The sequence below is a fragment of the Vibrio sp. nBUS_14 genome, from assembly GCF_051201655.1.
Classification (GTDB): domain Bacteria; phylum Pseudomonadota; class Gammaproteobacteria; order Enterobacterales; family Vibrionaceae; genus Vibrio.
The window spans coordinates 1,379,226-1,400,132 of the sequence record NZ_CP179207.1 but is presented as its reverse complement, the minus strand read 5'-3'; the positions used below and the strand labels follow the sequence as shown (position 1 = coordinate 1,400,132).

General features: G+C 43.2%; 16 protein-coding genes and 7 pseudogenes. 13 read left to right on the top strand and 10 right to left on the bottom strand.

Features of this window, described 5'->3' with window-relative positions; translation table 11 throughout:
- The first annotated feature begins 96 nt into the window (after positions 1–96).
- From ACMAZD_RS24050 to ACMAZD_RS24020, 7 genes and pseudogenes are all read left to right on the top strand, one after another.
- A complete protein-coding gene (locus ACMAZD_RS24050; RefSeq protein WP_435249763.1) occupies positions 97–903 on the top strand; it encodes a GNAT family N-acetyltransferase in 807 nt (268 codons plus the stop codon).
- A 22-nt stretch (positions 904–925) separates the two neighbouring features.
- Positions 926–1,696, top strand: coding sequence for a GNAT family N-acetyltransferase (locus ACMAZD_RS24045; RefSeq protein WP_435249762.1), 771 nt, complete (start codon positions 926–928; stop codon positions 1,694–1,696).
- A 21-nt stretch (positions 1,697–1,717) separates the two neighbouring features.
- The gene (locus tag ACMAZD_RS24040) at positions 1,718–2,131 is read left to right on the top strand and encodes an NUDIX hydrolase (RefSeq protein ID WP_372142555.1); all 414 of its coding nucleotides are present in this window, start codon (positions 1,718–1,720) and stop codon (positions 2,129–2,131) included.
- Between the two features lie 94 nt (positions 2,132–2,225).
- Complete coding sequence (gene def, locus ACMAZD_RS24035; protein ID WP_435249761.1) at positions 2,226–2,729, top strand: peptide deformylase; 504 nt, start codon at positions 2,226–2,228, stop codon at positions 2,727–2,729.
- A 159-nt stretch (positions 2,730–2,888) separates the two neighbouring features.
- Positions 2,889–3,808: pseudogene (locus ACMAZD_RS24030) on the top strand (IS5 family transposase).
- Positions 3,809–4,220: 412 nt separating this feature from the next.
- Positions 4,221–5,132, top strand: coding sequence for a histidine ammonia-lyase (locus ACMAZD_RS24025; RefSeq protein WP_435249760.1), 912 nt, complete (start codon positions 4,221–4,223; stop codon positions 5,130–5,132).
- Between the two features lie 1,058 nt (positions 5,133–6,190).
- On the top strand, positions 6,191–6,787 hold the full coding sequence (locus ACMAZD_RS24020) for a tyrosine-type recombinase/integrase (protein ID WP_016792302.1): 597 nt from the start codon (positions 6,191–6,193) through the stop codon (positions 6,785–6,787).
- A 164-nt stretch (positions 6,788–6,951) separates the two neighbouring features.
- On the opposite strand, the gene ACMAZD_RS24015 is transcribed toward ACMAZD_RS24020, so the two are convergent.
- The 4 genes and pseudogenes from ACMAZD_RS24015 to ACMAZD_RS24000 form a co-directional block, all read right to left on the bottom strand.
- Positions 6,952–7,182, bottom strand: a complete 231-nt coding sequence (locus ACMAZD_RS24015) for a hypothetical protein (protein ID WP_004735670.1) — start codon at positions 7,180–7,182, stop codon at positions 6,952–6,954.
- The gene (gspS2, locus tag ACMAZD_RS24010) at positions 7,183–7,548 is read right to left on the bottom strand and encodes a type II secretion system pilot lipoprotein GspS-beta (RefSeq protein WP_016792304.1); all 366 of its coding nucleotides are present in this window, start codon (positions 7,546–7,548) and stop codon (positions 7,183–7,185) included. It abuts the gene before it with no gap.
- Positions 7,505–7,657 (bottom strand): annotated as a pseudogene (locus tag ACMAZD_RS24005) (alanine/ornithine racemase family PLP-dependent enzyme); the annotation flags it as partial. The pseudogene ACMAZD_RS24005 and the gene gspS2, both read right to left, overlap by 44 nt.
- 168 nt (positions 7,658–7,825) lie before the next feature.
- A pseudogene (locus ACMAZD_RS24000) lies at positions 7,826–8,467 on the bottom strand (IS91 family transposase); the annotation flags it as partial.
- Positions 8,468–8,494: 27 nt separating this feature from the next.
- Between ACMAZD_RS24000 and ACMAZD_RS23995 the strand changes: the two are divergent.
- A pseudogene (locus ACMAZD_RS23995) lies at positions 8,495–8,824 on the top strand (transposase); the annotation flags it as partial.
- 70 nt (positions 8,825–8,894) lie between these two features.
- Here the strand turns inward: ACMAZD_RS23995 and ACMAZD_RS23990 are convergent.
- From ACMAZD_RS23990 to bufA2, 3 genes are read right to left on the bottom strand one after another with little or no spacing between them, the layout of a single operon-like run.
- Positions 8,895–9,671 carry an HvfC/BufC family peptide modification chaperone gene (locus ACMAZD_RS23990; RefSeq protein WP_435249679.1) on the bottom strand — a complete coding sequence of 259 codons (777 nt, stop codon included), beginning with the start codon at positions 9,669–9,671 and terminating at the stop codon, positions 8,895–8,897.
- Positions 9,668–10,495: an MNIO family bufferin maturase gene (gene bufB, locus ACMAZD_RS23985; RefSeq protein WP_435249680.1), complete on the bottom strand. Its 828-nt coding sequence runs from the start codon at positions 10,493–10,495 to the stop codon at positions 9,668–9,670. The genes ACMAZD_RS23990 and bufB overlap by 4 nt, the downstream gene beginning before the upstream one ends.
- Before the next feature lie 22 nt (positions 10,496–10,517).
- Entirely contained in the window at positions 10,518–10,799 is a 282-nt protein-coding gene (bufA2, locus tag ACMAZD_RS23980; RefSeq protein WP_435249681.1) for a BufA2 family periplasmic bufferin-type metallophore, read from the bottom strand.
- 480 nt (positions 10,800–11,279) lie between these two features.
- Between bufA2 and ACMAZD_RS23975 the strand changes: the two genes are divergently transcribed.
- From ACMAZD_RS23975 to ACMAZD_RS23960, 4 genes and pseudogenes are all read left to right on the top strand, one after another.
- A complete protein-coding gene (locus ACMAZD_RS23975) occupies positions 11,280–12,473 on the top strand; it encodes an IS91 family transposase (protein ID WP_435249759.1) in 1,194 nt (397 codons plus the stop codon).
- Between the two features lie 183 nt (positions 12,474–12,656).
- Entirely contained in the window at positions 12,657–13,418 is a 762-nt protein-coding gene (locus ACMAZD_RS23970) for a ParA family protein (protein WP_435249758.1), read from the top strand.
- 1 nt (position 13,419) lies between these two features.
- Positions 13,420–14,175: a hypothetical protein gene (locus ACMAZD_RS23965; RefSeq protein ID WP_435249757.1), complete on the top strand. Its 756-nt coding sequence runs from the start codon at positions 13,420–13,422 to the stop codon at positions 14,173–14,175.
- Between the two features lie 65 nt (positions 14,176–14,240).
- Positions 14,241–14,546 (top strand): annotated as a pseudogene (locus ACMAZD_RS23960) (transposase family protein); the annotation flags it as partial.
- A 163-nt stretch (positions 14,547–14,709) separates the two neighbouring features.
- Here ACMAZD_RS23960 and ACMAZD_RS23955 read toward each other — a convergent pair.
- From ACMAZD_RS23955 to ACMAZD_RS23945, 3 genes and pseudogenes are all read right to left on the bottom strand, one after another.
- A complete protein-coding gene (locus tag ACMAZD_RS23955) occupies positions 14,710–15,903 on the bottom strand; it encodes an IS91 family transposase (protein WP_435247018.1) in 1,194 nt (397 codons plus the stop codon).
- Between the two features lie 93 nt (positions 15,904–15,996).
- A pseudogene (locus tag ACMAZD_RS23950) lies at positions 15,997–16,980 on the bottom strand (alanine/ornithine racemase family PLP-dependent enzyme); the annotation flags it as partial.
- A complete protein-coding gene (locus tag ACMAZD_RS23945) occupies positions 16,977–18,182 on the bottom strand; it encodes a DUF1611 domain-containing protein (RefSeq protein WP_004735673.1) in 1,206 nt (401 codons plus the stop codon). The gene ACMAZD_RS23945 and the pseudogene ACMAZD_RS23950, both read right to left, overlap by 4 nt.
- Before the next feature lie 949 nt (positions 18,183–19,131).
- Between ACMAZD_RS23945 and ltrA the strand changes: the two are divergent.
- Positions 19,132–20,618: pseudogene (gene ltrA, locus ACMAZD_RS23940) on the top strand (group II intron reverse transcriptase/maturase).
- Positions 20,619–20,907 lie beyond the last annotated feature (289 nt).

Genomic DNA, 20,907 nt, shown 5'->3' with positions numbered 1-20,907 from the left:
TCGTATCGGCTCTGTGCCATTCAAAACACGCAGCACTTAATCGTGTGTTGTTTTGGCTCTACAGAGCCTTTCGTTTCCATCAAGTTAAGGAAAACAATGCAAGTTAATGCAGTTAAAGATGTGTATGACGCATACTTCTATTTTAATAACGAGCGAACCCTTTCAACCGATTTAGCCAGTGAACTGATTTCAATTGAAGATGATGGCTTCACTGTTTTTATCGATAAAACACGTAAGTACGACAACCAGATCCTCATTGATGGCGTTTGCAACTCCGCGAGCTTAGAGGCGGACCTTAAGCTATTTGGAGATGGTATCTCACCTGAGATTTCTATTGCGCCTAACGCTTTAACGACTGAGCTGAAATCATGGTTATCGAAACATCAGTTTGTGCCCGCTTTTGAGCATGAGTTTCTTGAGTTACCCGCAGAAGGCTATGTACAAAATCCGAGTTCTAAAAAAACAAGCGCAGAACCATTGAGCGATGTAGGCAAAGTCACGGTTGAGCGATGGACACAAGATAATGCCGATGAGTTTTTGGCTTTGCTCAAAACATCCGGCTTAGAGTGCTCAGAGCAAATTTGGCAGCAGAAACGCGCGCTCTATTGCACGGATATTTTCCGTTGTTACGTTGCGAAAATAGAGGGTAAACCGTGCGCTTGGGCGACGAGTTTCATCAACAACGAACACGCAATACTTGCCAATGCGTATACACAAGAGAGCTATCGTTCAAAGGGGTGCCAAACGGCTCTATTAAGATCTCGAATCGAAGATGCCATCGCTTTAGGGGCAAAGGTACTTTTAACTGACGTAATGCCAAACAGCACCAGTAGCAAAAATTGCAAATCGATCGGTTTTCGCTCTGTTGGCGTACGAAGTGTATGGTGCAAAGACGAGATATAGGGCTATCTACCAAGAGAAAATTATGAATACAACGGATGTAATGCAAGAGTACAACGAATTCGAGCGAAAACGTTTTAACTCATTCAATGGTATTAAGGTAACAGAGAACAGCCTGATTAAGTTCGTATCCAACGATCGTCATGGTAGCTATATCTCCTTTTTCGACTTTGATGAAAGCCTCACAGATTCTATCGTCAAAGAGCAACTCTCGTACTTTAAGCAGCGTAACCTATGTTTTGAATGGAAGACGTACAGCACCGACACACAGACGAACATCAGTGCAGTATTGCTCAAGAATGGTTTTGAGCAGGATGAGCACGAGTCATTCATGGTGTTGGATTTGTCTAAGGCCACCTACGAGCCCTTTGATGAAGGCAAAATCACCGAGGTGATGGATAGCAAAGGCATTCGCGATGCGATCAAAGTTCAAGAGCAAGTTTGGGGTGGCGATTTCGAATGGCATTACAACCACTTAGTTAGCCTTAAACAGCACGCGCCAGATTCGTTGTCTATCTATGTCGTGTATGTCGACAACCAGCCTGTGACCTCGGCGTGGATCATATTTAATGGAAGCAGCCCGTTTGCAGGTATTTGGGGCGGTAGCACCATCGAAGCATTTCGAGGTAATGGCTATTACAGTTTGCTACTGAACAAACGTATCGAGGAAGCCAACTCGAGAGGGGTTAAATACCTCACCATCGATGCTTCTGATATGAGTAAACCCATTGTATCCAAACGTGGTTTTGAAGTGATAGCGACAACCACAGGGTATACCTCACCAAGTAGTGAGTAATGTGTCTCAAAGGAGTAAAGAGTGAATAATCAAGTACGTGTAGGTGTGGCTGCGGTCATTTTCCGAGAAGGGCGCATTCTACTTGGCGAGCGCATTGGCTCACATGGTGCGAATACGTGGGCGACGCCTGGCGGGAACCTTGAACTGGGTGAAAGCATTGAAGAGTGCGCGCAGCGAGAAACGCTTGAAGAGACAGGATTAGAGGTCGGCTCGTTTAAGAAACTCGGCTTTACCAACGACATATTCGAAAAAGAAGGCAAGCACTACATCACCTTGTATGTTGTCGCGACCAGTTCTCGTGGTGAGCCTCAAGTCATGGAACCTCATCAGTGTAAGCAGTGGCAATGGTTCGAATTAGATGAACTGCCAGAACCTCTGTTCTTACCTTTGGTGAACTTGTTGAAGGAACCGGTAAACTTCAAGAATTTTGACTAGCCAGAACGCCCATACTCGGTGCTGAAACCACATTGGGTTATTTTGTTCATTCTAGTTATAACGTAATGATTAAATTGAAAACTTAAAGGAAAGCATGGCAGTTTTAGACATTCTTACCGCACCAGATCCAAGGCTTAAAGTGAAAGCAGAAGAGGTGCAAGATGTATCGACGATACAAACACTCATCGACGATATGTTAGAAACACTCTATGCCACTGATAATGGCATCGGTTTGGCATCCACTCAGGTCGCTCGTAAAGAGGCCGTGGTGGTTATCGATATTTCAGAGAGCCGATACCAGCCGTTAATCTTAGTGAATCCGGTAGTCGCAAGTGGTTCCAACAAAGCTTTGGGCCAAGAAGGCTGCTTATCAGTGCCTGACTATTATGCGGATGTTGAGCGTTTTACGTCTGTGGCTGTTTCTGCACTCGACCGAGAAGGGAAGCCGATCACCATTGAAAGCGATGACTTTCTCGCTATCGTAATGCAGCATGAAATTGACCATTTATCGGGTAACCTATTTATTGATTACCTGTCGCCACTAAAGCGTCAAATAGCCATGAAAAAAGTTAAAAAGTACCTAAATGCGCACGCTTAATCCGGCTTATAAACCATTATCTCTTCAAACCCAACGAGTGAATTTCAGCACATCAGCGTTGGGTTTTGTCGCTATCCTTGGCTTTGTTGCGTAATTCAATGGAACTAAATCCAGAGCCTACGATCTGATCTGCTACGTCCACTATCTCTCGTAGCCCTCATGCCTAAACCACGTTACAAAACAACCAACTGGAAGCAATACAACCAATCACTTATTAACCGTGGCTCTTTGACCTTTTGGATTGATGAAGAGGCGATAAGCGGGTGGGAGCAAAGCAAACAAAATAAGTGTGGGAGGGCACGTCGGTTCAGTGATTTAGCTATCACGACAGCGATGATGGTGAAGCGAGTTTTTCTATGCCGCTGAGAGCGCTGCAAGGGTTTATCGACTCGATCTTTAGACTTGCCCATATTCCATTAAGCTGCCCACATTACACTTGCATCAGTCGTAGAGCCAAGCAAGTTAAGGTCTCATTTAAGACTAAAACGAGAGGTGCGATACAACACCTAGCCATTGATGCAACTGGCCTTAAGGTTTATGGCGAAGGTGAATGGAAAGTCAAAAAACATGGGACGGATGGCAAGCGTAGAGTCTGGCGAAAGCTGCATATTGCCGTCGATACAAGCACTCATGAGATCATTGCCGCCGAGCTAAGTTTATCAACGGTTACAGATGGAGAAGTACTTCCGAATTTACTGAAAAAAACACGCAGAAGTATCCTTGAGGTGTCTGGTGATGGCGCTTACGACACGAGAGCGTGCTATGCTGCTATTAAGATTAAACGAGCCGTTACGCTTATTCCCCCAAGAGAGGGGGCGGCCTTCTGGGAGCGCGGTCACCCTCGAAATCTCGCCGTGGGTTGTCAGAAGTTATACGGCTCTAATAAGTATTGGAAAGAGCGGTATGGATATCACAAACGTTCACTCTCAGAAACAGCGATGTATCGAGTTAAACAATTGCTAGGAGGGCAACTGAGCTTAAGAAATTACAATGCACAGGTAGGTGAAACTTACGCGATGATAAAAGCGTTGAACAAGCTTACTGGGTTAGGTATGCCTGAAACTTGTCGTATTGGCTAAGAAATATGCGAAACGGGGTTGCTCTATCCCTAAATTTAATTACGCAACAAAGCCCCCATTATGTCGTAGATCTTTTACTCACTCACATCCTTTTCATACGCTTTTGCCCTGCTAAAATTTATACATTCAATCTTATGGTGCTAGTTGTGAATCCCGTCTTGTGTCATTGGAGTGTTGTTGTCTAAACCTGTTGAACTTTATCCGTTTCTGTCTGGAAGCTAACAGCTAGTCATATTTTACATCATTGATCTTCAAGCTAACTTGCTCGATAACGCTCGTTACAATAATAATCTCGTAAAAAGCGTGATACAACTCACAGGTAGAGTTTGGTATTAATTACAAAAATACAATTGGTTTAAATATTCACTAAATTGATGTATTTTCTGTGATTTAATATTTTAGGAAAAGTTAAATGTTCAGATTTTTTGGTTTAGTTATTGGTTTGATTGTTCTTGTAGGGTGTGGAGGGGAAAGCTCGAAGTCTTCAAGTGTTATGAGTATGACTATGAGTCCTAGTCCTAAGTCGGGTGAAGTAAATGTTTACACCGCTCGACCAAATTGTACTCATGATGACATTCACAACTGTGCTTTTGAAGCTGGTATATATGTTTTAGCCCTAAACAATACATCTAATGATCAGTTGAGCCGAGTTGAAGCACAAGTCAAAGACTTTCTGGGCAACGTGACTGATGAGGTAAAAGAGCTATACAAACAAAAAACTTTGATTATAGGTATTATCGAAGACACTCCAGAAGGTGAAGATTCTGATACTAACGACGATATGTTTGCATTATCGGCTGCATTTGACGTTCAAGATGGTGGTACGAACACTATTGATGGTATCGAGTTAGTGTATACAGATATCGGTGGAGCTGATGAAACAACCACAACAATAACTTACCAAAAATTAGGCCAACTCTTTGATTACTATATAGACGGAGACAATAATCAAAGTGCTGGAAGTGAATTAAAAGAGGCATATGAGGTTTTTTTGAATTTGAGTGACTCTTCATCTATTAGATATAATCAATGTAATTATGGTAATGGATACTTGATGGAGGGAACTTGTCCAGATGATGGCGAAGGTACAAAGGGAACTATCGATCCAATACACCTTGGGAAAGATTTAAATCCAGGGGCTTTAGTTGGCTCTTTGTATGAATACATTATCGATCCTACAAAAAACCAAGTTCCAGGAGAATTAGAAGATGGTTTCTCAAATACCGGAGATATTGGAAAAGGTACGAGTGCTAACAATGACTGGTCAAATCCAGCTTTCAAGCCACTACTGGAATATATTAACAAATGGTTATTAGTTAATTAAGTATCTTCAGTATGGGAAAATATTTTTAATTTAGATTAAATGCCAGATTAGTTTGCAATAGCCACCGCCAATTGACGGTATCACGCAGAACGCTCAAGTGGAACTTACTGGCGGCAGCTATGCTTCGAATTAAAAAGACGCAATAAGGTTTGAGGTAAACCGCCATTGTAGAGGCTTACCTCAAACACATTCGTGCCATTGCGTGTTTAGAACGGATGAAACCATCATGAGATTTATTTTTGGGCAACAGCTTGTTGCCAGATTGTCTAACACCTATTTGTGCAGCAGGCTGCTGCACAATTGCGGAATCGCTTGGTGATCACATTTTCTAAAAAGTGCCAGCTAGCTCAGATCTGCCCAAATATGATTTAGAAAAAACATGTTCAAACTTAAAGGACGCGTGTTTCCCCAACAAAATCTAATGTCAAATGTTGGCTGATTTAGCTGCCCACTACACTTACTTTTCCATATAACTAAATCGTTTATTAAGTATGAAAAGTGGCACGTTTGTTTAGTATCGCCTTAAAATTCGACTTTACGTTGTCATCATTCTTATTTGTTTAGTTAAAATCATATAACTAATTACTCCACCGAATACTGGGAGGCCTAATGAGAGGAATAGTATCATTCCTTTACTCTGAACTTCTTTGTTAACTAGTACGATTATGAGCGGTAGAAACCAAGCTGTGACAGCTGAAATGAAAATAGATACGCCTAAAATTGTAAATGCCATTTCGTTTTGAATACCTGAATGGTCAACTACAAAACTTAGTATCAACATAACCCAAAATAGAACAATAGATTGCTTTAGTAACCTCAGCATTTTCATTAGCATTAGTTTCGCACTCCTAATCAAGTAATAAATGTGGCCAATGTAATCTTTTGTTCAATGTAAATCTAGGGTTGTTACTGTGCTAGTATGGAAGTGTGATGTTTACGACTTGTTAAGACGTTTGTAGTTTTCCTCCTAAACACTTAGTCCAGAGACAATGCTAGCTCTTTTGTGTCCATTTCCTTCCAACTACAATTGTGATGACCAAATTAAAAAGGAGGTCATCATGGTAGTTTTCAACAAAACGAAACGAAGTGGCGTCAAAAAGCCTTTTCGGCTTGAGGAAATTTGGCGGATCAGAACCAGATTAGAAATTGAAAATAATTTGATGCAGCTTGCGTTGCTCAACTTAGCTATTGATAGCAAACTTAGAGCAAGTGATTTGCTCGTTCTCAGAGTTTGCGATGTATCTTCGCAAGATAGGATATTTAACCGCGTTAAGCATATCCAGCGCAAAACAGATATTGAAGTTCAATTTGAGATAACGACAAGAACTCAACAGAGTCTAATGAAATGGATTTTGATGGCTTCGCTACATGACAGCAATTTTATTTTCCCAAGCCAAAGGCGAAAGCAACAACCGATTAGCTATTCGTACTATCGATACTTAGTGAGGAGATGGGCTTCTAATCTGGGGTTGGATCCTAACTTGTATGGCACTCACTCGATGAGGCGAACAAAAGCGACGTTAGTCTACGCAAAAACGAAAAATATCCGAGCGGTGCAGCTACTACTTGGTCATACCAAGGTAGATAATACAATCCGCTATCTTGGGGTTGAATTAGAAGATGCATTGTTGCTTTCAGAAGGTACTGAGTGTTAATCGAAAAGGAACCTAAATACTTAGGTGTTTCAATTGCTATTACGCTGAAAGTTGTTACCCATTCACCGCTACACTTGATTATTTTCAATACGTTAAGTGCAAATACTACTAATCTGTCCAAGGTTTAGAGGACCTTGAACAGATTAGGTATACACAAGCTTAAATTAAACGTTGGAACGCGCGTTTTTCTTCTTTGATTTATAGGCTTTCATTGAAATTTTTAAAGCAAGCTGTTTTTGTTTAATTGAAATGAGTTGTCTAGTTACGACCTTATGGTGTAACTCTGTGATAAAGTTTTTTTCCCAAGGCGTAAGGCGGTCAAACCTCAATAAAATAGTGTCATTGAGTACATTGAACAACTCGTATTGGCTTTTATCCATTCGACTGCTAAGCATTCAATTAGAGCACTTAGCTAGAGAAATGACGTTAAGGCTTTCTACTTTCTCATTTTTTCCTAAGGTAATGATTCGATAAGATATCCCACTCTCTAATAGTGGTCTTATTTCGATGCTGTCACAAAAACTAACGGCGACTTTTTCTACTAAGCGGTCCATATTCAAAGTTTTCTTTTTTACGAAAACAAGAGTGACACTATCGCCTTCTGACTGTGCATTTACGAGTGTGATTGAGCCTAACTCTTGTGGAAGTTGGCTTGAAATAACTGTCGCTCTATAATCGGCAAGTCCATTAGATTTTATTGGGCTTATCTGACAACCGTTAAGCATGACACTGACGAAGAGAATTACAGTTGTTCGTAGCATTATGCGCTCCTTCTTCCTTTCTTCTCCATTTAGGTGGCTTAAAATATTTATGGATATAACGTGAAGACATAGAAGATAAGAGCGCACTGTAATCTAAACTGAATGTGATTTAAGGTAAGGAATCTGAATGATTCCTTACCTTAATGATCGCGGCATAACTCACGTCAGAATGAGTCCCGGACAGACCTAACTTCTGCTCTACAATCTAAACACGGATGTTTGTTGAACACTTTCATGCTGTTTTCGCTATTTCAGATACACCCATCCTGTGAAACGCCTAAATTGACCTGATTTGGGCTTGAACCAGAGCATGGTGGACCAGCTCTGACAGCGGCTCCCCAGCCCTAAAGCGAAGAAACGTTAAACGGTGCCCACAAAGAATGCACTCAAACGGATCAACCTTCACATACCCTTTCAGCATAGCTGCGTAACCGGGCATTTCAGGTGCGTCTTTAGGTGCGACACCCAAGGCACCGTAGACCTTAGGGAGCATCTCACCACGACGTCGGTTTGATAGAAAACCGAAGTATCGAATCATTTTGAAGTGCTTATCTGGAATATGCTCAATCATGCGCTCTATCAGAGCTTCTGGACTCAAAATGAGGGATTCCGTCTGACCATTCCTATGATTAAGATAATCAAATGTCACTAATCCTCCTTGGAAATCATGTCGTAACCTAGACGCCGATATCGGTGGCCGCTTTAGGTATCGACCCATGTAGGTCATGGTGGGGGTCACATTGGCTGTTTTCTTTGCAAAGTGCAGCTTCCATCGACGGCAATATTGGCTGGTTAAAAATCGGGACCAATCTTGCTCATTGCGAATAAAAGGGCAGTTTTCTCCACTTAAGTCTAACTCTGCGTAATGGGAACTGAGAAGTTGAGTGATGGCACCTCGCCAACACTTCTCAGTGGTCTTAGCTTTAAGACAGCGAAGGCTTGGTGAGTTAAAGAAAAGTTACGTTGGGTAAGAGAAGCGAAAACGACTCAAGCCGCTCGTTGGCGCCTGACTAATTTCATCAAGTTTACACTTGACGAAATAGGAAGTTCAGAAGCTTTAGATCCCGTAAGAAAAGCTCTAGCCACCTTAGAAAAGCACTCGGAGAGAATACTTCAACGCTGGACTTCGACCTATACTAATGCGCGAATGGAAGGTCTGAACAGTTTATTTCAAGCCGCGAGGTCGAGGGCTCGAGGCTATAGAAATACAGCCACTTTCATCACCATGATCTACATGATAGCGAGCCCTGCCGCTGAAATATTGAAATCCACTTGAAACGTCGAAGAGCCAAAAATAGTGAGTAAGTCGCTTTTAACCAAAAAAACCAGTTGCATATAAGTTCGTACTAAATGTCATTATGGTAAATCAGCACTTCATCTTCAATCCATCGATGCAGCATTTGACCAAACTTAAGCGACACATCCACATCTGGAAATTTCGTCTGCAACGGTGCGCCGAGGTCATTGATGTTAACGCCTGCTTGAATCATCGAGATTGCTGCAGATTCCAATGGCGAAATGCTTCGGAAATGGGGAGAGTGCCCTTTTCGCCAGATCAGTACATCAACAGCTTGAGGTAATAGCGCAACTGTTGGCGGTGTTTCTTCTTTGTCGATGGCATGCCAGATATCAAGGGTATTACATGTATGTGTGGTTAAGGATAGGGTCGGCACTGCACACAATTGGATGTTTTCCGGATCTGCAGCAGCCTTTACCTGAAGTGTTTCCATTGTCAGTACTTCACCGTCTTCACCGTCAAACGCTCTTCTGAGCGTCCAATCCAGTTCCACCAACTCTGCGACTTCAAGACCATCGGGAAGCTGCTTTGCAATAAACTCTGCAAATAAGTGTCCGTAGTAGCCAATATTGGTGTAAGTCGATGGATGAACTTGCACGTAGTCAACAGCCAATTGGTTAAACCAATCATCGCCCAAGTAAACCGCGGTATGTTCAAAATTGTCACGCAAAACATCGATAAGTCGGATGCGATAGGCGTTATAGTAAATGGCCAAGCGATCTTTTGATGGAAGGCTGCCTTTCCTCTCTTTTACCCAGTCAGCATCACTATACTGCTGGCTTAGCACGATGGTTTGAAAGCTGTCCTGAAGGGCTTGAAGACTCATGTTGCACCCTCCGTGTTCAAAACATCTCCAGCGATTTTTCGGGCAATATCCAGCTCATCCAGCAGTTCAGCCAAAGGCGGGACATTATCGTCTCGTTCAATCATGGTCGGCACATTGCCATGGCGGGTTAGTGCGTATTCATACAAATCCCACACATCTGCACAAACCGGGTGATCATGGGTATCAATCAGGTGGTCTCCGTTGTTTTGGTGTCCGGCGAGGTGGTACTGGCAGACGTGATTTTTGGTTACACCATCAATAAACTCAAACGCGGAAAACCCATGGTTGAAGGCACTGACATAAATGTTGTTGATATCCAATAGAAGCTGGCAGCCCGTCGCATTACAAATTTCTGTTAGAAATTCCCATTCAGTCATTTCCGAATCTTTAAATTCGACATAACTGGAGACATTTTCCACCACCAATGGACGCTTCAGAACATCTTGGGCGTGATGAATATTTCTTGCCACCACATCCAGCGCTTCTTGTGTAAACGGCAAGGGCATTAAATCGTGAAGTTTGCGTCCGTGGACACCACTCCAACAGAGGTGATCAGACACCCACATAGGTTCGATTCGTAGTTCGAGCGCTTTGAGGCGTTTGAGATAGTCTTCATCCAGACCATTAACCGAACCAATCGACATAGAAACACCATGCATGGTCATTGGATAGTCAGCACGGATAAGGTCTAGTATGGCCAATGGCTTACCACCATTGACCATAAAATTGTCAGAAATGACTTCCAGCCAATCGACAGGTTGTCGTGCATTCAGAAAATCGTTGTAATGCTGAGTACGTAAGCCCAGTCCAAAGCTAGAAGTCATTTCATTCACTCCAAGTAATCAATTAAATATCAGAGATCACACCACCTTGATCAAGGCAATCTTTCGCTTTCATCCCTTTAAAGCCATGACCGCCACATGCGTTTTGACCTTTGCACTGGTGCTCAGCGGTTTTGCAGTCTGACTGACCTTTACAAGAGTGGATGCCGTAGCAGTGCACTTTATCGCCAGCACCAATTGCAGCGCCTTTGCTGCCTGCTGGTGATTCTGCAGCAAACGCGCTCGCGCTCATTGCTACTGCCAGTGCTACTGATGCGAAAGTAGCGCTCTTTTTAATATTATTCATTGTTTTGTTCTCCGGTATTTGTAGGTTGGGTAACCGACAAATTGTCCATTCATGGGTGTTCGGTTACCTTGAGGTTAAGACGCATGTCTAACTCCCTCAAACAGACCCGTGCATTTTCATAAATATTTCGTAGATGAAAAATATCCGCGCTTAACTAAAGGCTAACCTCATGTTTTATAATTATTAAAAAGTTTGAAAAAAATTAAATATGAACGTCAATTTACGGGCGTATGGGGTAACTGGTCAACTCCGCATGGAGTTGTAACAGTAAGTACCCCGTGCATGCACGTGGGTATCTCCAAGCTCATTAGATAACTCTTCAGTGTATTGCTTCCAATTGGTTGTTTTGCAAACTAGTTTAGGCATGGGGTTACGAGAGATAGTTGAACCGGCGACGGTGTCGCCTGAGCGGCCTACGGCCGAAAACAAAGAGACTCAACCTACTAGGGTGCTTTACATGGATCGTTTATCCTATAGGTCATGCATCCGAATAAGCCCATCAAACAACTCTTCAATGCCAACGATACTTGGCTGAACTACCTCAATAAGTACCGAGAAACCCTCCGAACCGTCGTCATTGAAAACGTCACCAAGATGCTCGCTTGCAGTACCGCTGCTTTTGGCTCTAAAGAGTATCGATGCACTCATGCTGACTGCACCCATCACAAATACATTCACCAGACGTGTAAATCTCGCTTTTGCAGCAGTTGTGGCATAAAAGCCACAGAGCGGTGGATACGAAAGCAACAACATGTCTTTCCTGAGTGTGAGTATCAACACGTTACGTTGACGCTACCACACACGTTGTGGCCCATCTTTCGGGATAATCGTTTTCTTCTCAATCATCTCTTTAGCTGTGCAGCCAAAATCTTCTTAGGATGGGCAAAGCAACTCGATATCGATATTGGCGTGTTCTGTGCACTTCATACCTACGGCAGAAAGCTGAATTGGAATGTGCACATCCATTTGTCTGTCACCCGTGGGGGTTTATGTAAGAAGACTGGTCTATGGAAGCCGATTTTCTTTAAAGCTAAGACCACTGAGAAGTGTTGGCGAGGTGCCATCACTCAACTTCTCAGTTCCCATTACGCAGAGTTAGACTTAAGTGGAGAAAACTGCCCTTTTATTCGCAATGAGCAAGATTGGTCCCGATTTTTAACCAGCCAATATTGCCGTCGATGGAAGCTGCACTTTGTAAAGAAAACAGCCAACGTGACCCCCACCATGACTTACCTGGGTCGATACCTAAAACGGCCACCGATATCGGCGTCGCGTTTACGACATAACTTCCAGGGAGGCTTGGTGACGTTTGATTACCTCAACCATAGGAATGGTCGAACGGAATCCCTCATTTTGAGTCCAGAAGCTCTGATAGAGCGCATGATTGAGCATATTCCAGATAAGCACTTCAAAATGATTCGATACTTCGGTTTTCTATCAAACCGACGTCGTGGTGAGATGCTCCCTAAGGTCTACGGTGCCTTGGGTGTCGCTCCTAAAGACGCACCTGAAATGCCCGGTTACGCAGCTATGCTGAAAGGGTATGTGAAGGTTGATCCGTTTGAGTGCATTCTTTGTGGGCACCGTTTAACGTTTCTTCGCTTTAGGGCTGGGGAGCCGCTGTCAGAGCTGGTCCACCATGCTCTGGTTCAAGCCCAAATCAGGTCAATTTAGGCGTTTCACAGGATGGGTGTATCTGAAATAGCGAAAACAGCATGAAAGTGTTCAACAAACATCCGTGTTTAGATTGTAGAGCAGAAGTTAGATCAATCAGCGACTCATTCTGACGTGAGTTATGCCGCGATCGTTCAGGTCAGGAAACATTGAGATTCCTTACCTTGAACGCTAGGACAAAGCATGATTTCTACTAATGTAGAAAACGAAGCTATCTATCTGACAGCGGTTGATATTGCGTTGGGAAAAATGGAACGGACTGGCGACTACGCAAGCCTAGTTGAAGCAGGTTACACAGATCGCGAAATCATTTTGAATGTACCCTTCAGCACACATCTACCAAACCTCGATGTTATGCCAGCATTTAATACAGATGAACGCTTCCATGATCTATTCTGGCAAGCTCAAAGTAACGAAGATAAAACTAAGCTTATCAGCCGTTTTGCGCATGAAATTATTCCGGTACTCAAAGAGAAGTACGATTTAATTTTTATTGATACACCACCGCAAGAATCACCATTAATCTGGATGGTTAATGAAGCGTTAGATTGTTTGTTGGTACCTATTTCCCCGCGCGAATACGACTTTGCAGCGACAACCAACTATTTAATAACCACGCATGCTCGTTTCGAAGGATTACCTTCTAAAGGTGAGAACCTACTTTGGACACGCGTGCTTATCGTTAACCATGATGAAAAAAGTCCGTCCGAGTTAGACGTAATCGACAAATTAAGTCGTACAGTTCAGGACCGTTTACTATCGACCTATATTGTGCATTCTGAGCTAATTGCTACTGCAGCAGAGCTTAACCGAACCGCCTTAGATGTGGCTAAATCAGAGAAACGCGTAGCGCCTAAAAAACATGATGAAGCAATGACATCTATTAACTCTGTTTATAAACAATTCATTCGCGAAATAACCTCAATCTCAGTACAAGAGAAATAGTATGACTAACAACTGGGATCGAAAGGTCAGCAAAAAACAATTATTGGGTAAGTCTAGTTTAGGTCATGTTTCGCAAGGCAATAAGTTATCGACACAAAACGTAAACAAGACAAAAAACTATAACTTTGAGGGTGGGGTTGTTTCAGCATCACACCGAATTATTGACGCGACAGACGTACAATTTAAGACCGATATTCATCCTTTAAACCCTCGCAACCAAAGAGCCTTGAATGTTACATCAGTAGCGGAAACACTAGCGTCGATCAAGGCCAACGGTATTGATACTGATTGTATTGGTATATGGTCAGACGATAATAAAGAAATTTTGGTCATTGAAGGTAGTGTTCGTCGTTTTTGTGCTATCGAAACCAATAATGATTACCCAATTTGGGTTCTTCCAGCTGGTAGTGCTAGCAACAACGACATTCGTCGTTTGATTAGCGATGCAGATAGTAAGAAGCCTCATTCTCTCAGAGAAAAAGGGGCATCTTATATTAAAGAAGCATTGGAGCTAGATGGTGAGGCTGAGAGCTTAACAATTGATGAACTGGCCAAACTTATTGGGATAGGGCGTGAGACTGTTAGAAAGGCAATGCAGGCGTACAAGCTGAACTCTCTTTTATTGGAAGCGATCCCCGATTACGAGGGGGTTTCAAATAGCATTTATCCTGAATTAGCTAAGGTTGAAAAGGCTATCAATAAAACGCAATTGGATATGAATGTAGGCTCTTCGACGTTTTGTGTGGATTTGGGTTAAAATATGCACCTCCTAAATAGGCTCCAATACAAGGTCCAGTCACATTGAATTCTTCTGATATTTTTATGCTCGGGTTGGGGCTGCAAGCACCCTGGAAACTTATCGACCAATCCCTTAATACAGAACATTCTCCTTATGAGCTTCACCTACAAGTGGGGGCTGAACGTGGAGTGCTTTACTCGTGTCCAGAATGTGGCGTCGCTTGCTCTGCACATGACTTCAAAGAGAAAACATGGCGTCATCTCAACTTTTTTCAGCACCATTGCTATATCACAGCGAAGATACCTAGAGTTCACTGCAAAACTCACGGGGTAAAGCTCATCGAAGTGCCTTGGGCAAGATCGGGTAGTGGTTTTACTTTACTGTTCAAGGTAAGGAATCTCAATGTTTCCTGACCTGAACAATCGCGGCATAACTCACGTCAGAATGAGTCCCGGACAGACCTAACTTCTGCTCTACAATCTAAACACGGATGTTTGTTGAACACTTTCATGCTGTTTTCGCTATTTCAGATACACCCATCCTGTGAAACGCCTAAATTGACCTGATTTGGGCTTGAACCAGAGCATGGTGGACCAGCTCTGACAGCGGCTCCCCAGCCCTAAAGCGAAGAAACGTTAAACGGTGCCCACAAAGAATGCACTCAAACGGGTCAACCTTCACATACCCTTTCAGCATAGCTGCGTAACCGGGCATTTCAGGTGCGTCTTTAGGTGCGACACCCAAGGCACCGTAGACCTTAGGGAGCATCTCACCACGACGTCGGTTTGATAGAAAACCGAAGTATCGAATCATTTTGAAGTGCTTATCTGGAATATGCTCAATCATGCGTTCTATCAGAGCTTCTGGACTCAAAATGAGGGATTCCGTTCGACCATTTCTATGGTTGAGGTAATCAAACGTCACCAAGCCTCCCTGGAAGTTATGTCGTAAACGCGACGCCGATATCGGTGGCCGTTTTAGGTATCGGCCGAGGTAAGTCATGGTTGGCGTCACGTTGGCTGTTTTCTTTGCAAAGTGCAGCTTCCATCGACGGCAATATTGGCTGGTTAAAAATCGGGACCAATCTTGCTCATTACGAATGAAAGGGCAGTCCTCTCCACTCAAGTCTAACTCTGAGTAATTGGAGCTGAGAAGTTGAGTGATGGCACCGCGCCAACACTTCTCAGTGGTCTTAGCTTTAAAGAAAATCGGCTTCCATAGACCAGTCTTCTTACATAAACCCCCACGGGTGACAGACAAATGGATGTGCACATTCCAATTCAGCTTTCTGCCGTAGGTATGAAGTGCACAGAACACGCCAATATCGATATCGAGTTGCTTTGCCCATCCTAAGAAGATTTTGGCTGCGCAGCTAAAGAGATGATTGAGAAGAAAACGATTATCCCGAAAGATGGGCCACAACGTGTGTGGTAGCGTCAACGTAACGTGTTGATACTCACACTCAGGAAAGACATGTTGTTGCTTTCGTATCCACCGCTCTGTGGCTTTTATGCCACAACTGCTGCAAAAGCGAGATTTACACGTCTGGTGAATGTATTTGTGATGGGTGCAGTCAGCATGAGTGCATCGATACTCTTTAGAGCCAAAAGCAGCGGTACTGCAAGCGAGCATCTTGGTGACGTTTTCAATGACGACGGTTCGGAGGGTTTCTCGGTACTTATTGAGGTAGTTCAGCCAAGTATCGTTGGCATTGAAGAGTTGTTTGATGGGCTTATTCGGATGCATGACCTATAGGATAAACGATCCATGTAAAGCACCCTAGTAGGTTGAGTCTCTTTGTTTTCGGCCGTAGGCCGCTCAGGCGACACCGTCGCCGGTTCTTTCCCCTACAAATAGTGGTTTCTGTGAGGATTCAAGGACAAGATGATCACTGGTTGAAGACATGATCTTAATCCCATTCGGAGCCTTAAGCCCGCTGACACAAACATCTTGGCGGCCTAATGCTAGAATAGCTTGTGAGACCTCCCCTCTATCTTGAAGGTTTTCTTTTTCACCAAAAGCATTTAACCCCCGACTCCCCCAAGGCAAAGTCGGTTTAGTCTTGGATTCAATCACTTCAGCGGTCAAAGAAACCGCATCCGTATGTAAGCCTTTGATATTTTCGTGCTCTAAAGGCTCACAGCCTAAAAAAATTGCTTCTCCTATACGAAGGTTATTGACTCGAGTTAAGCCTGTTCTCTGAAGAGCCCAGTTAACTGAAGCAGAATTACCCCCTGAAATAATTTCTAGACTGACCCCAAATGTAGCTTCAATTCCATCGGCAAGCTCAGAAAGAATACTCATATTTTGGTCATCTGGAGCGACACCATACCGACAGGCTAAATTCGTACCAATTCCTTTTATCGTGATGTTTGGTAAAGAAATAATCTCTCGGATAAAATCAATCACGCGATTTGGCATCACACCTTCTCTGAGATCGCCAAGCTCAACCATAATAATGATACCGTGACAGCAATTTTGTTGTTCCGCTGCATGTGAAAGCCTCTGAATCACTTCAACTTCAGAGTTTAAACTCATATCACTGTATTTTATTACGCTCGCCACTTGACTGAGCATGGGTGTACGTATCAGCATTTTAGGGATAGCAATGCCAGATTCAGTCATCTTTTGAAGATTTTCGATTCTTGAATCGGCTAACATTGTTGCGCCAGCATCAATAAGAACTTGTGCGATGATAGGGTGGCCGAGGAAGGCTTTTGTTACAGGCGTAACGGATATATTTTTCAGTGAGAGCTGAGAAATCAGGAACTGAGCGTTATGATGAACTTTCCCACAATCGATGTCTAACCTAGGGTAGTTCACCCTTTTTCAGCCAGTTTACTTGCTATTATAGGAAAGGCTGACGTTACGATGTGCAGTAGATGTTCAACAGGCTGTGACAAGACATCAGTAACCGGTAAACCAAATTCGGTAGTGTAAGTGTCTATCGCACAACGTGTTTCATCCAACGACATATCTTCATGATTCAGTGTTAGTCCAATAACATTGGTATTAGAAAACGTTTCGATAAGATTGATTTCTGAGGCAATCGAAGGCATTGGGCAATCAGGAAAATCACTACGATATAAACGTTTAGGGGCATGTTGCAGTATCACACCCGTTGGACAACTGCCACGTAAGATAAAAGCGCTGGTTGAAAACGCAGGGTGACTCAAGGCTCCTTGCCCTTCAATAATTATCAGATCCGGATTTTCTTTTTCATAGGCCTGTACAATGACAGATTCCAACTCACCGGCACAAAATTGTGAAGGGACAGCATCGAGTGCAACGCAGTATTGTGCGCCTTGCATAATACCTGTTTGACCAGTGGCAATCAGAACGACGTTAAGGCCTTTTTTAGTCAGTTCATTCGCCAATATTGTTGCTGTTGTTCGTTTTCCTAGCGCGCAATCCGTCCCCATTACAGCAATTCTCGGACATTTAACGTTGTGTATTTTCCCGCTAAACGTTTTCAGATCGCCTTTACTTTTGGGTTTGCGAGTATCGAATATTCGAACGTTATTCTTTAAACTGGCTTCTAAAAATAGAGGATCATCGGTTAGGAATTCATGTAAGCCATTTACGATGTTCATTCCTAGTGACATGGCATTTAAAATGATGCTTTTATCTAAGTCAGATAAAAAGCCGCTTGATGGCGCAATGCCAAAAATGAAGTAATCAGGAATGCTTTCTGCGTGAATGATAGCTTCTTCAGCATTAGCAAGGATAGGTATTCCATTGGCTTTGTTATCAAGAACTTCACCAGCATCTAAGCCAGCAGACTCACTATCAATAACCGATAGAATACGATAGCTTAACGAATGTCTCACTAATCCATTAGCGGTTTTACCATCAATTTTACCAAAATTACCTTCGCAATATATAATCGCAGAAGGGATGACAGGTTTTACTTTCTGAGCAAGTGGTAACCAAGGTGCAAAATGGGGTACGTCGTTGTTGATTTCTACATTTTCAATTCTAGTGAGTTTGAAGATGTTTCTTAACTTTTGAGTTGAAATGGACATAATTAAAGCCTGCGGTGAGGCTTAGGAGGGCAACTAAGGAGTGCCGAGATGCGAGTTCGGAAAAGAAAAGAAGTCCCCACTAAGCCGGTAGGGATAACAACCAAGGTAACACACTCACCAGACTTTTGTTGGTTATTATTAATACGCTTTCTAAGTCTATCACTTTCAGGCTTCACCCATACTAACGTGACTGATTAGAGATCTAAGACTCATTGTTCAACGTCGCCGTAGCAACCTCTCAGCTTTAAGGTTTCAAGATACTTTTTCTAATATCAGTTAAGTGAATTAGAGTTTTGAGTTTAACTCGTTTTTGTCCAAAACCTTCACAGGTTGAATTTTTACCTGTGGCACTTTCTAGCTCGAAAATGCCCGTGCGACCTTAAGTCGTATGAAGCGTTGTTCACCACGACAAGAGTGAACCATCTGTATCACCAGATGACCCTAGGTTCCTGAATAAAGCAGCGGAACCGACAATGTAACGAAACTCAGTCGTTAGCTGAGTGGGAACGGAATCGTGAGAAGATGTTCCTCCTGAGAACCACAGCTCGGGTGAGTGCTAGGGAGTCAATATGATGAATGTAATGTGAATCCATGTAAGGTGCGTCATACGATGAAGCAGCGGAAGTGGTTAATACGCTGTAGCCAAAACGGCAACGAGAGTCGGAAAGGAGTTGGGCATTGGCCTTTCGTGATCAAAGTACTCTCCGCACTAGAGTGGGCATCTAAGTTGACATTTTACGTAACATACGGAACAGGGTAAGCCTGTATCGTTCCCTATGGGAAAGCCCTTGTGGCTTATAGCGATGCGGGTAAAGGAGGTCGGAGAAAGCGAAGGCTGCATTGTAACGATGCAGATACAGACCCGTGTCTGGTCACGAAAGTGAGCCCACTTCCGACTGGTCTTTCGTTGCGAGAAAGTTTGAAGAACTTTATTTAAGGAGAAACGCAAATGATGATTTCTAAAGAGATTAGTGCCTCTCCTGACAGTGCTCAATGGCAGTCTATCGACTGGAAACCTATTGAATCGCATGTATTAAAGCTTCAGATGCGTATCGCAAAGGCAACTAGAGAAGGTAAACACGGTAAAGCGAAAGCCTTGCAGTGGATACTAACTCATTCTCGCTCAGCCAAGCTTCTTGCGGTAAGGCGAGTATCTCAAAATAAAGGTAGTAAAACGCCTGGAATAGATGGTGTCATCTGGAACACAGATGCACGCCGCATAAAAGCAGTTAATCAATTGAGTCGAAAGGCGTACAAAGCCCAACCGCTCAAGCGTATCTACATCCCTAAAAAGAACGGCAAGCTCAGACCATTAGGCATTCCATGCATGATAGACAGAGCGCAACAAGCCCTCCATCTTCTTGCATTAGAGCCTATATCGGAAACGCTTGCTGACCCTAACAGTTATGGATTTAGGCCAAATCGCAGTACTGCCGATGCAGTTGGGCAGTGTTTCAAATGTTTGGCATTAAAGAAATCAGCTAAATGGGTACTTGAAGGGGATATTAAAGCTTGTTTCGACAAGATCGGCCATCAATGGCTTCTTGATAACATCGCTATTGATAAGAGAATGTTGGAACAATGGCTAAAATCTGGCTTTATGGACAAAGGTCTGTTTTATCGCACCGATGAGGGAACACCACAAGGTGGGATAATATCACCAACCTTGATGCTAATGACTCTTGCTGGACTTGAGCAGCATATTAAGTCTACGGCCCTCAAAAAGGGTAGTAGAGCCAATTTCATCGGATACGCCGACGATTTCGTCGTCACCTGCGCTTCAAAGGAAGTGTTGGAGAACGATATTAAACCGTTGATCGCTGACTTTTTAGCGGAAAGAGGATTAACATTATCCGAAGAGAAAACGCACATTACACACATCGATAACGGCTTTAACTTTCTAGGATTCAACCATAGGAAGTACAAAGGGAAATTGCTCATTAAACCGAGTAAATCTAACACATTGCTGTTCTTGAGTAATCTGCGCGAACTCATCAAAAAGCATGCAACAACCTCTGTAAACGATCTTATCAAACTGATAAATCCGAAATTAAGGGGTTGGGCTAATTATTATCGCCATTGCGTGGCTAAACAGGTATTCGGATATGTTGGTCATAAGCTATTTCTTGCATTATGGCACTGGGCACTGGGCACTGGGCAGTGAGGCGTCATCCGACAAAATCCAAAACTTGGGTGGCCCTTAAATACTTCGTCAACCGAAAAGGCCAATGGCATTTTCATGGTTGGCAGAAGGTCATGGATATGGATTGCCAGTTCAATCTCTTCCAAATAGCCAAAGTACCGATCGAGAGGCATGTAAAAATCCGAAGTGCAGCGACACCATATGACCCTCAACATCAAGAATACTTGGCTAAGAGAAAGTCAAAAAGGCAAGCTCGCAACTCTTGGAAGGAGCCTATTCTCACTGCTTTATAAGTTGCTGGGTATCAAACGATGCCTTCGTGAAGGCTTGAGCCTAGTGCAGTGAAAGTTGCACGCTGGGTTCTTAGGGGGACGGCACTTGGTAACAAGTGTCGTCTACCCGACCATTGTAATCTAGACCTTTTACTCATTCACAACCTGTTCATGAGCTTTTCCCCTACGAAAGGTTATCTGAAGCAATGTGTTGTCAAAGTTATATGCAAAGGCTATTTACCCCGTCATATCGGCGCTGTTGCTTAAATCAGTTGAACCTTTTCCAAGTCCTGTGATCTGATCCTTTATG

Coding starts and splice junctions, on each gene's coding strand:
- def (WP_435249761.1), top strand. CDS start 2,226: ATGGCAGTTTTAGACATTCTTACCGCACCAGATCCAAGGCTTAAAGTG.
- ACMAZD_RS24050 (WP_435249763.1), top strand. CDS start 97: ATGCAAGTTAATGCAGTTAAAGATGTGTATGACGCATACTTCTATTTT.
- ACMAZD_RS23945 (WP_004735673.1), bottom strand. CDS start 18,182: ATGTCCATTTCAACTCAAAAGTTAAGAAACATCTTCAAACTCACTAGA.
- bufB (WP_435249680.1), bottom strand. CDS start 10,495: ATGACTTCTAGCTTTGGACTGGGCTTACGTACTCAGCATTACAACGAT.
- ACMAZD_RS24015 (WP_004735670.1), bottom strand. CDS start 7,182: ATGCTTAGCAGTCGAATGGATAAAAGCCAATACGAGTTGTTCAATGTA.
- ACMAZD_RS23965 (WP_435249757.1), top strand. CDS start 13,420: ATGACTAACAACTGGGATCGAAAGGTCAGCAAAAAACAATTATTGGGT.
- ACMAZD_RS23975 (WP_435249759.1), top strand. CDS start 11,280: ATGCATCCGAATAAGCCCATCAAACAACTCTTCAATGCCAACGATACT.
- gspS2 (WP_016792304.1), bottom strand. CDS start 7,548: ATGCTACGAACAACTGTAATTCTCTTCGTCAGTGTCATGCTTAACGGT.
- ACMAZD_RS23970 (WP_435249758.1), top strand. CDS start 12,657: ATGATTTCTACTAATGTAGAAAACGAAGCTATCTATCTGACAGCGGTT.
- ACMAZD_RS23955 (WP_435247018.1), bottom strand. CDS start 15,903: ATGCATCCGAATAAGCCCATCAAACAACTCTTCAATGCCAACGATACT.
- ACMAZD_RS24045 (WP_435249762.1), top strand. CDS start 926: ATGAATACAACGGATGTAATGCAAGAGTACAACGAATTCGAGCGAAAA.
- ACMAZD_RS24025 (WP_435249760.1), top strand. CDS start 4,221: ATGTTCAGATTTTTTGGTTTAGTTATTGGTTTGATTGTTCTTGTAGGG.
- bufA2 (WP_435249681.1), bottom strand. CDS start 10,799: ATGAATAATATTAAAAAGAGCGCTACTTTCGCATCAGTAGCACTGGCA.
- ACMAZD_RS24020 (WP_016792302.1), top strand. CDS start 6,191: ATGGTAGTTTTCAACAAAACGAAACGAAGTGGCGTCAAAAAGCCTTTT.
- ACMAZD_RS23990 (WP_435249679.1), bottom strand. CDS start 9,671: ATGAGTCTTCAAGCCCTTCAGGACAGCTTTCAAACCATCGTGCTAAGC.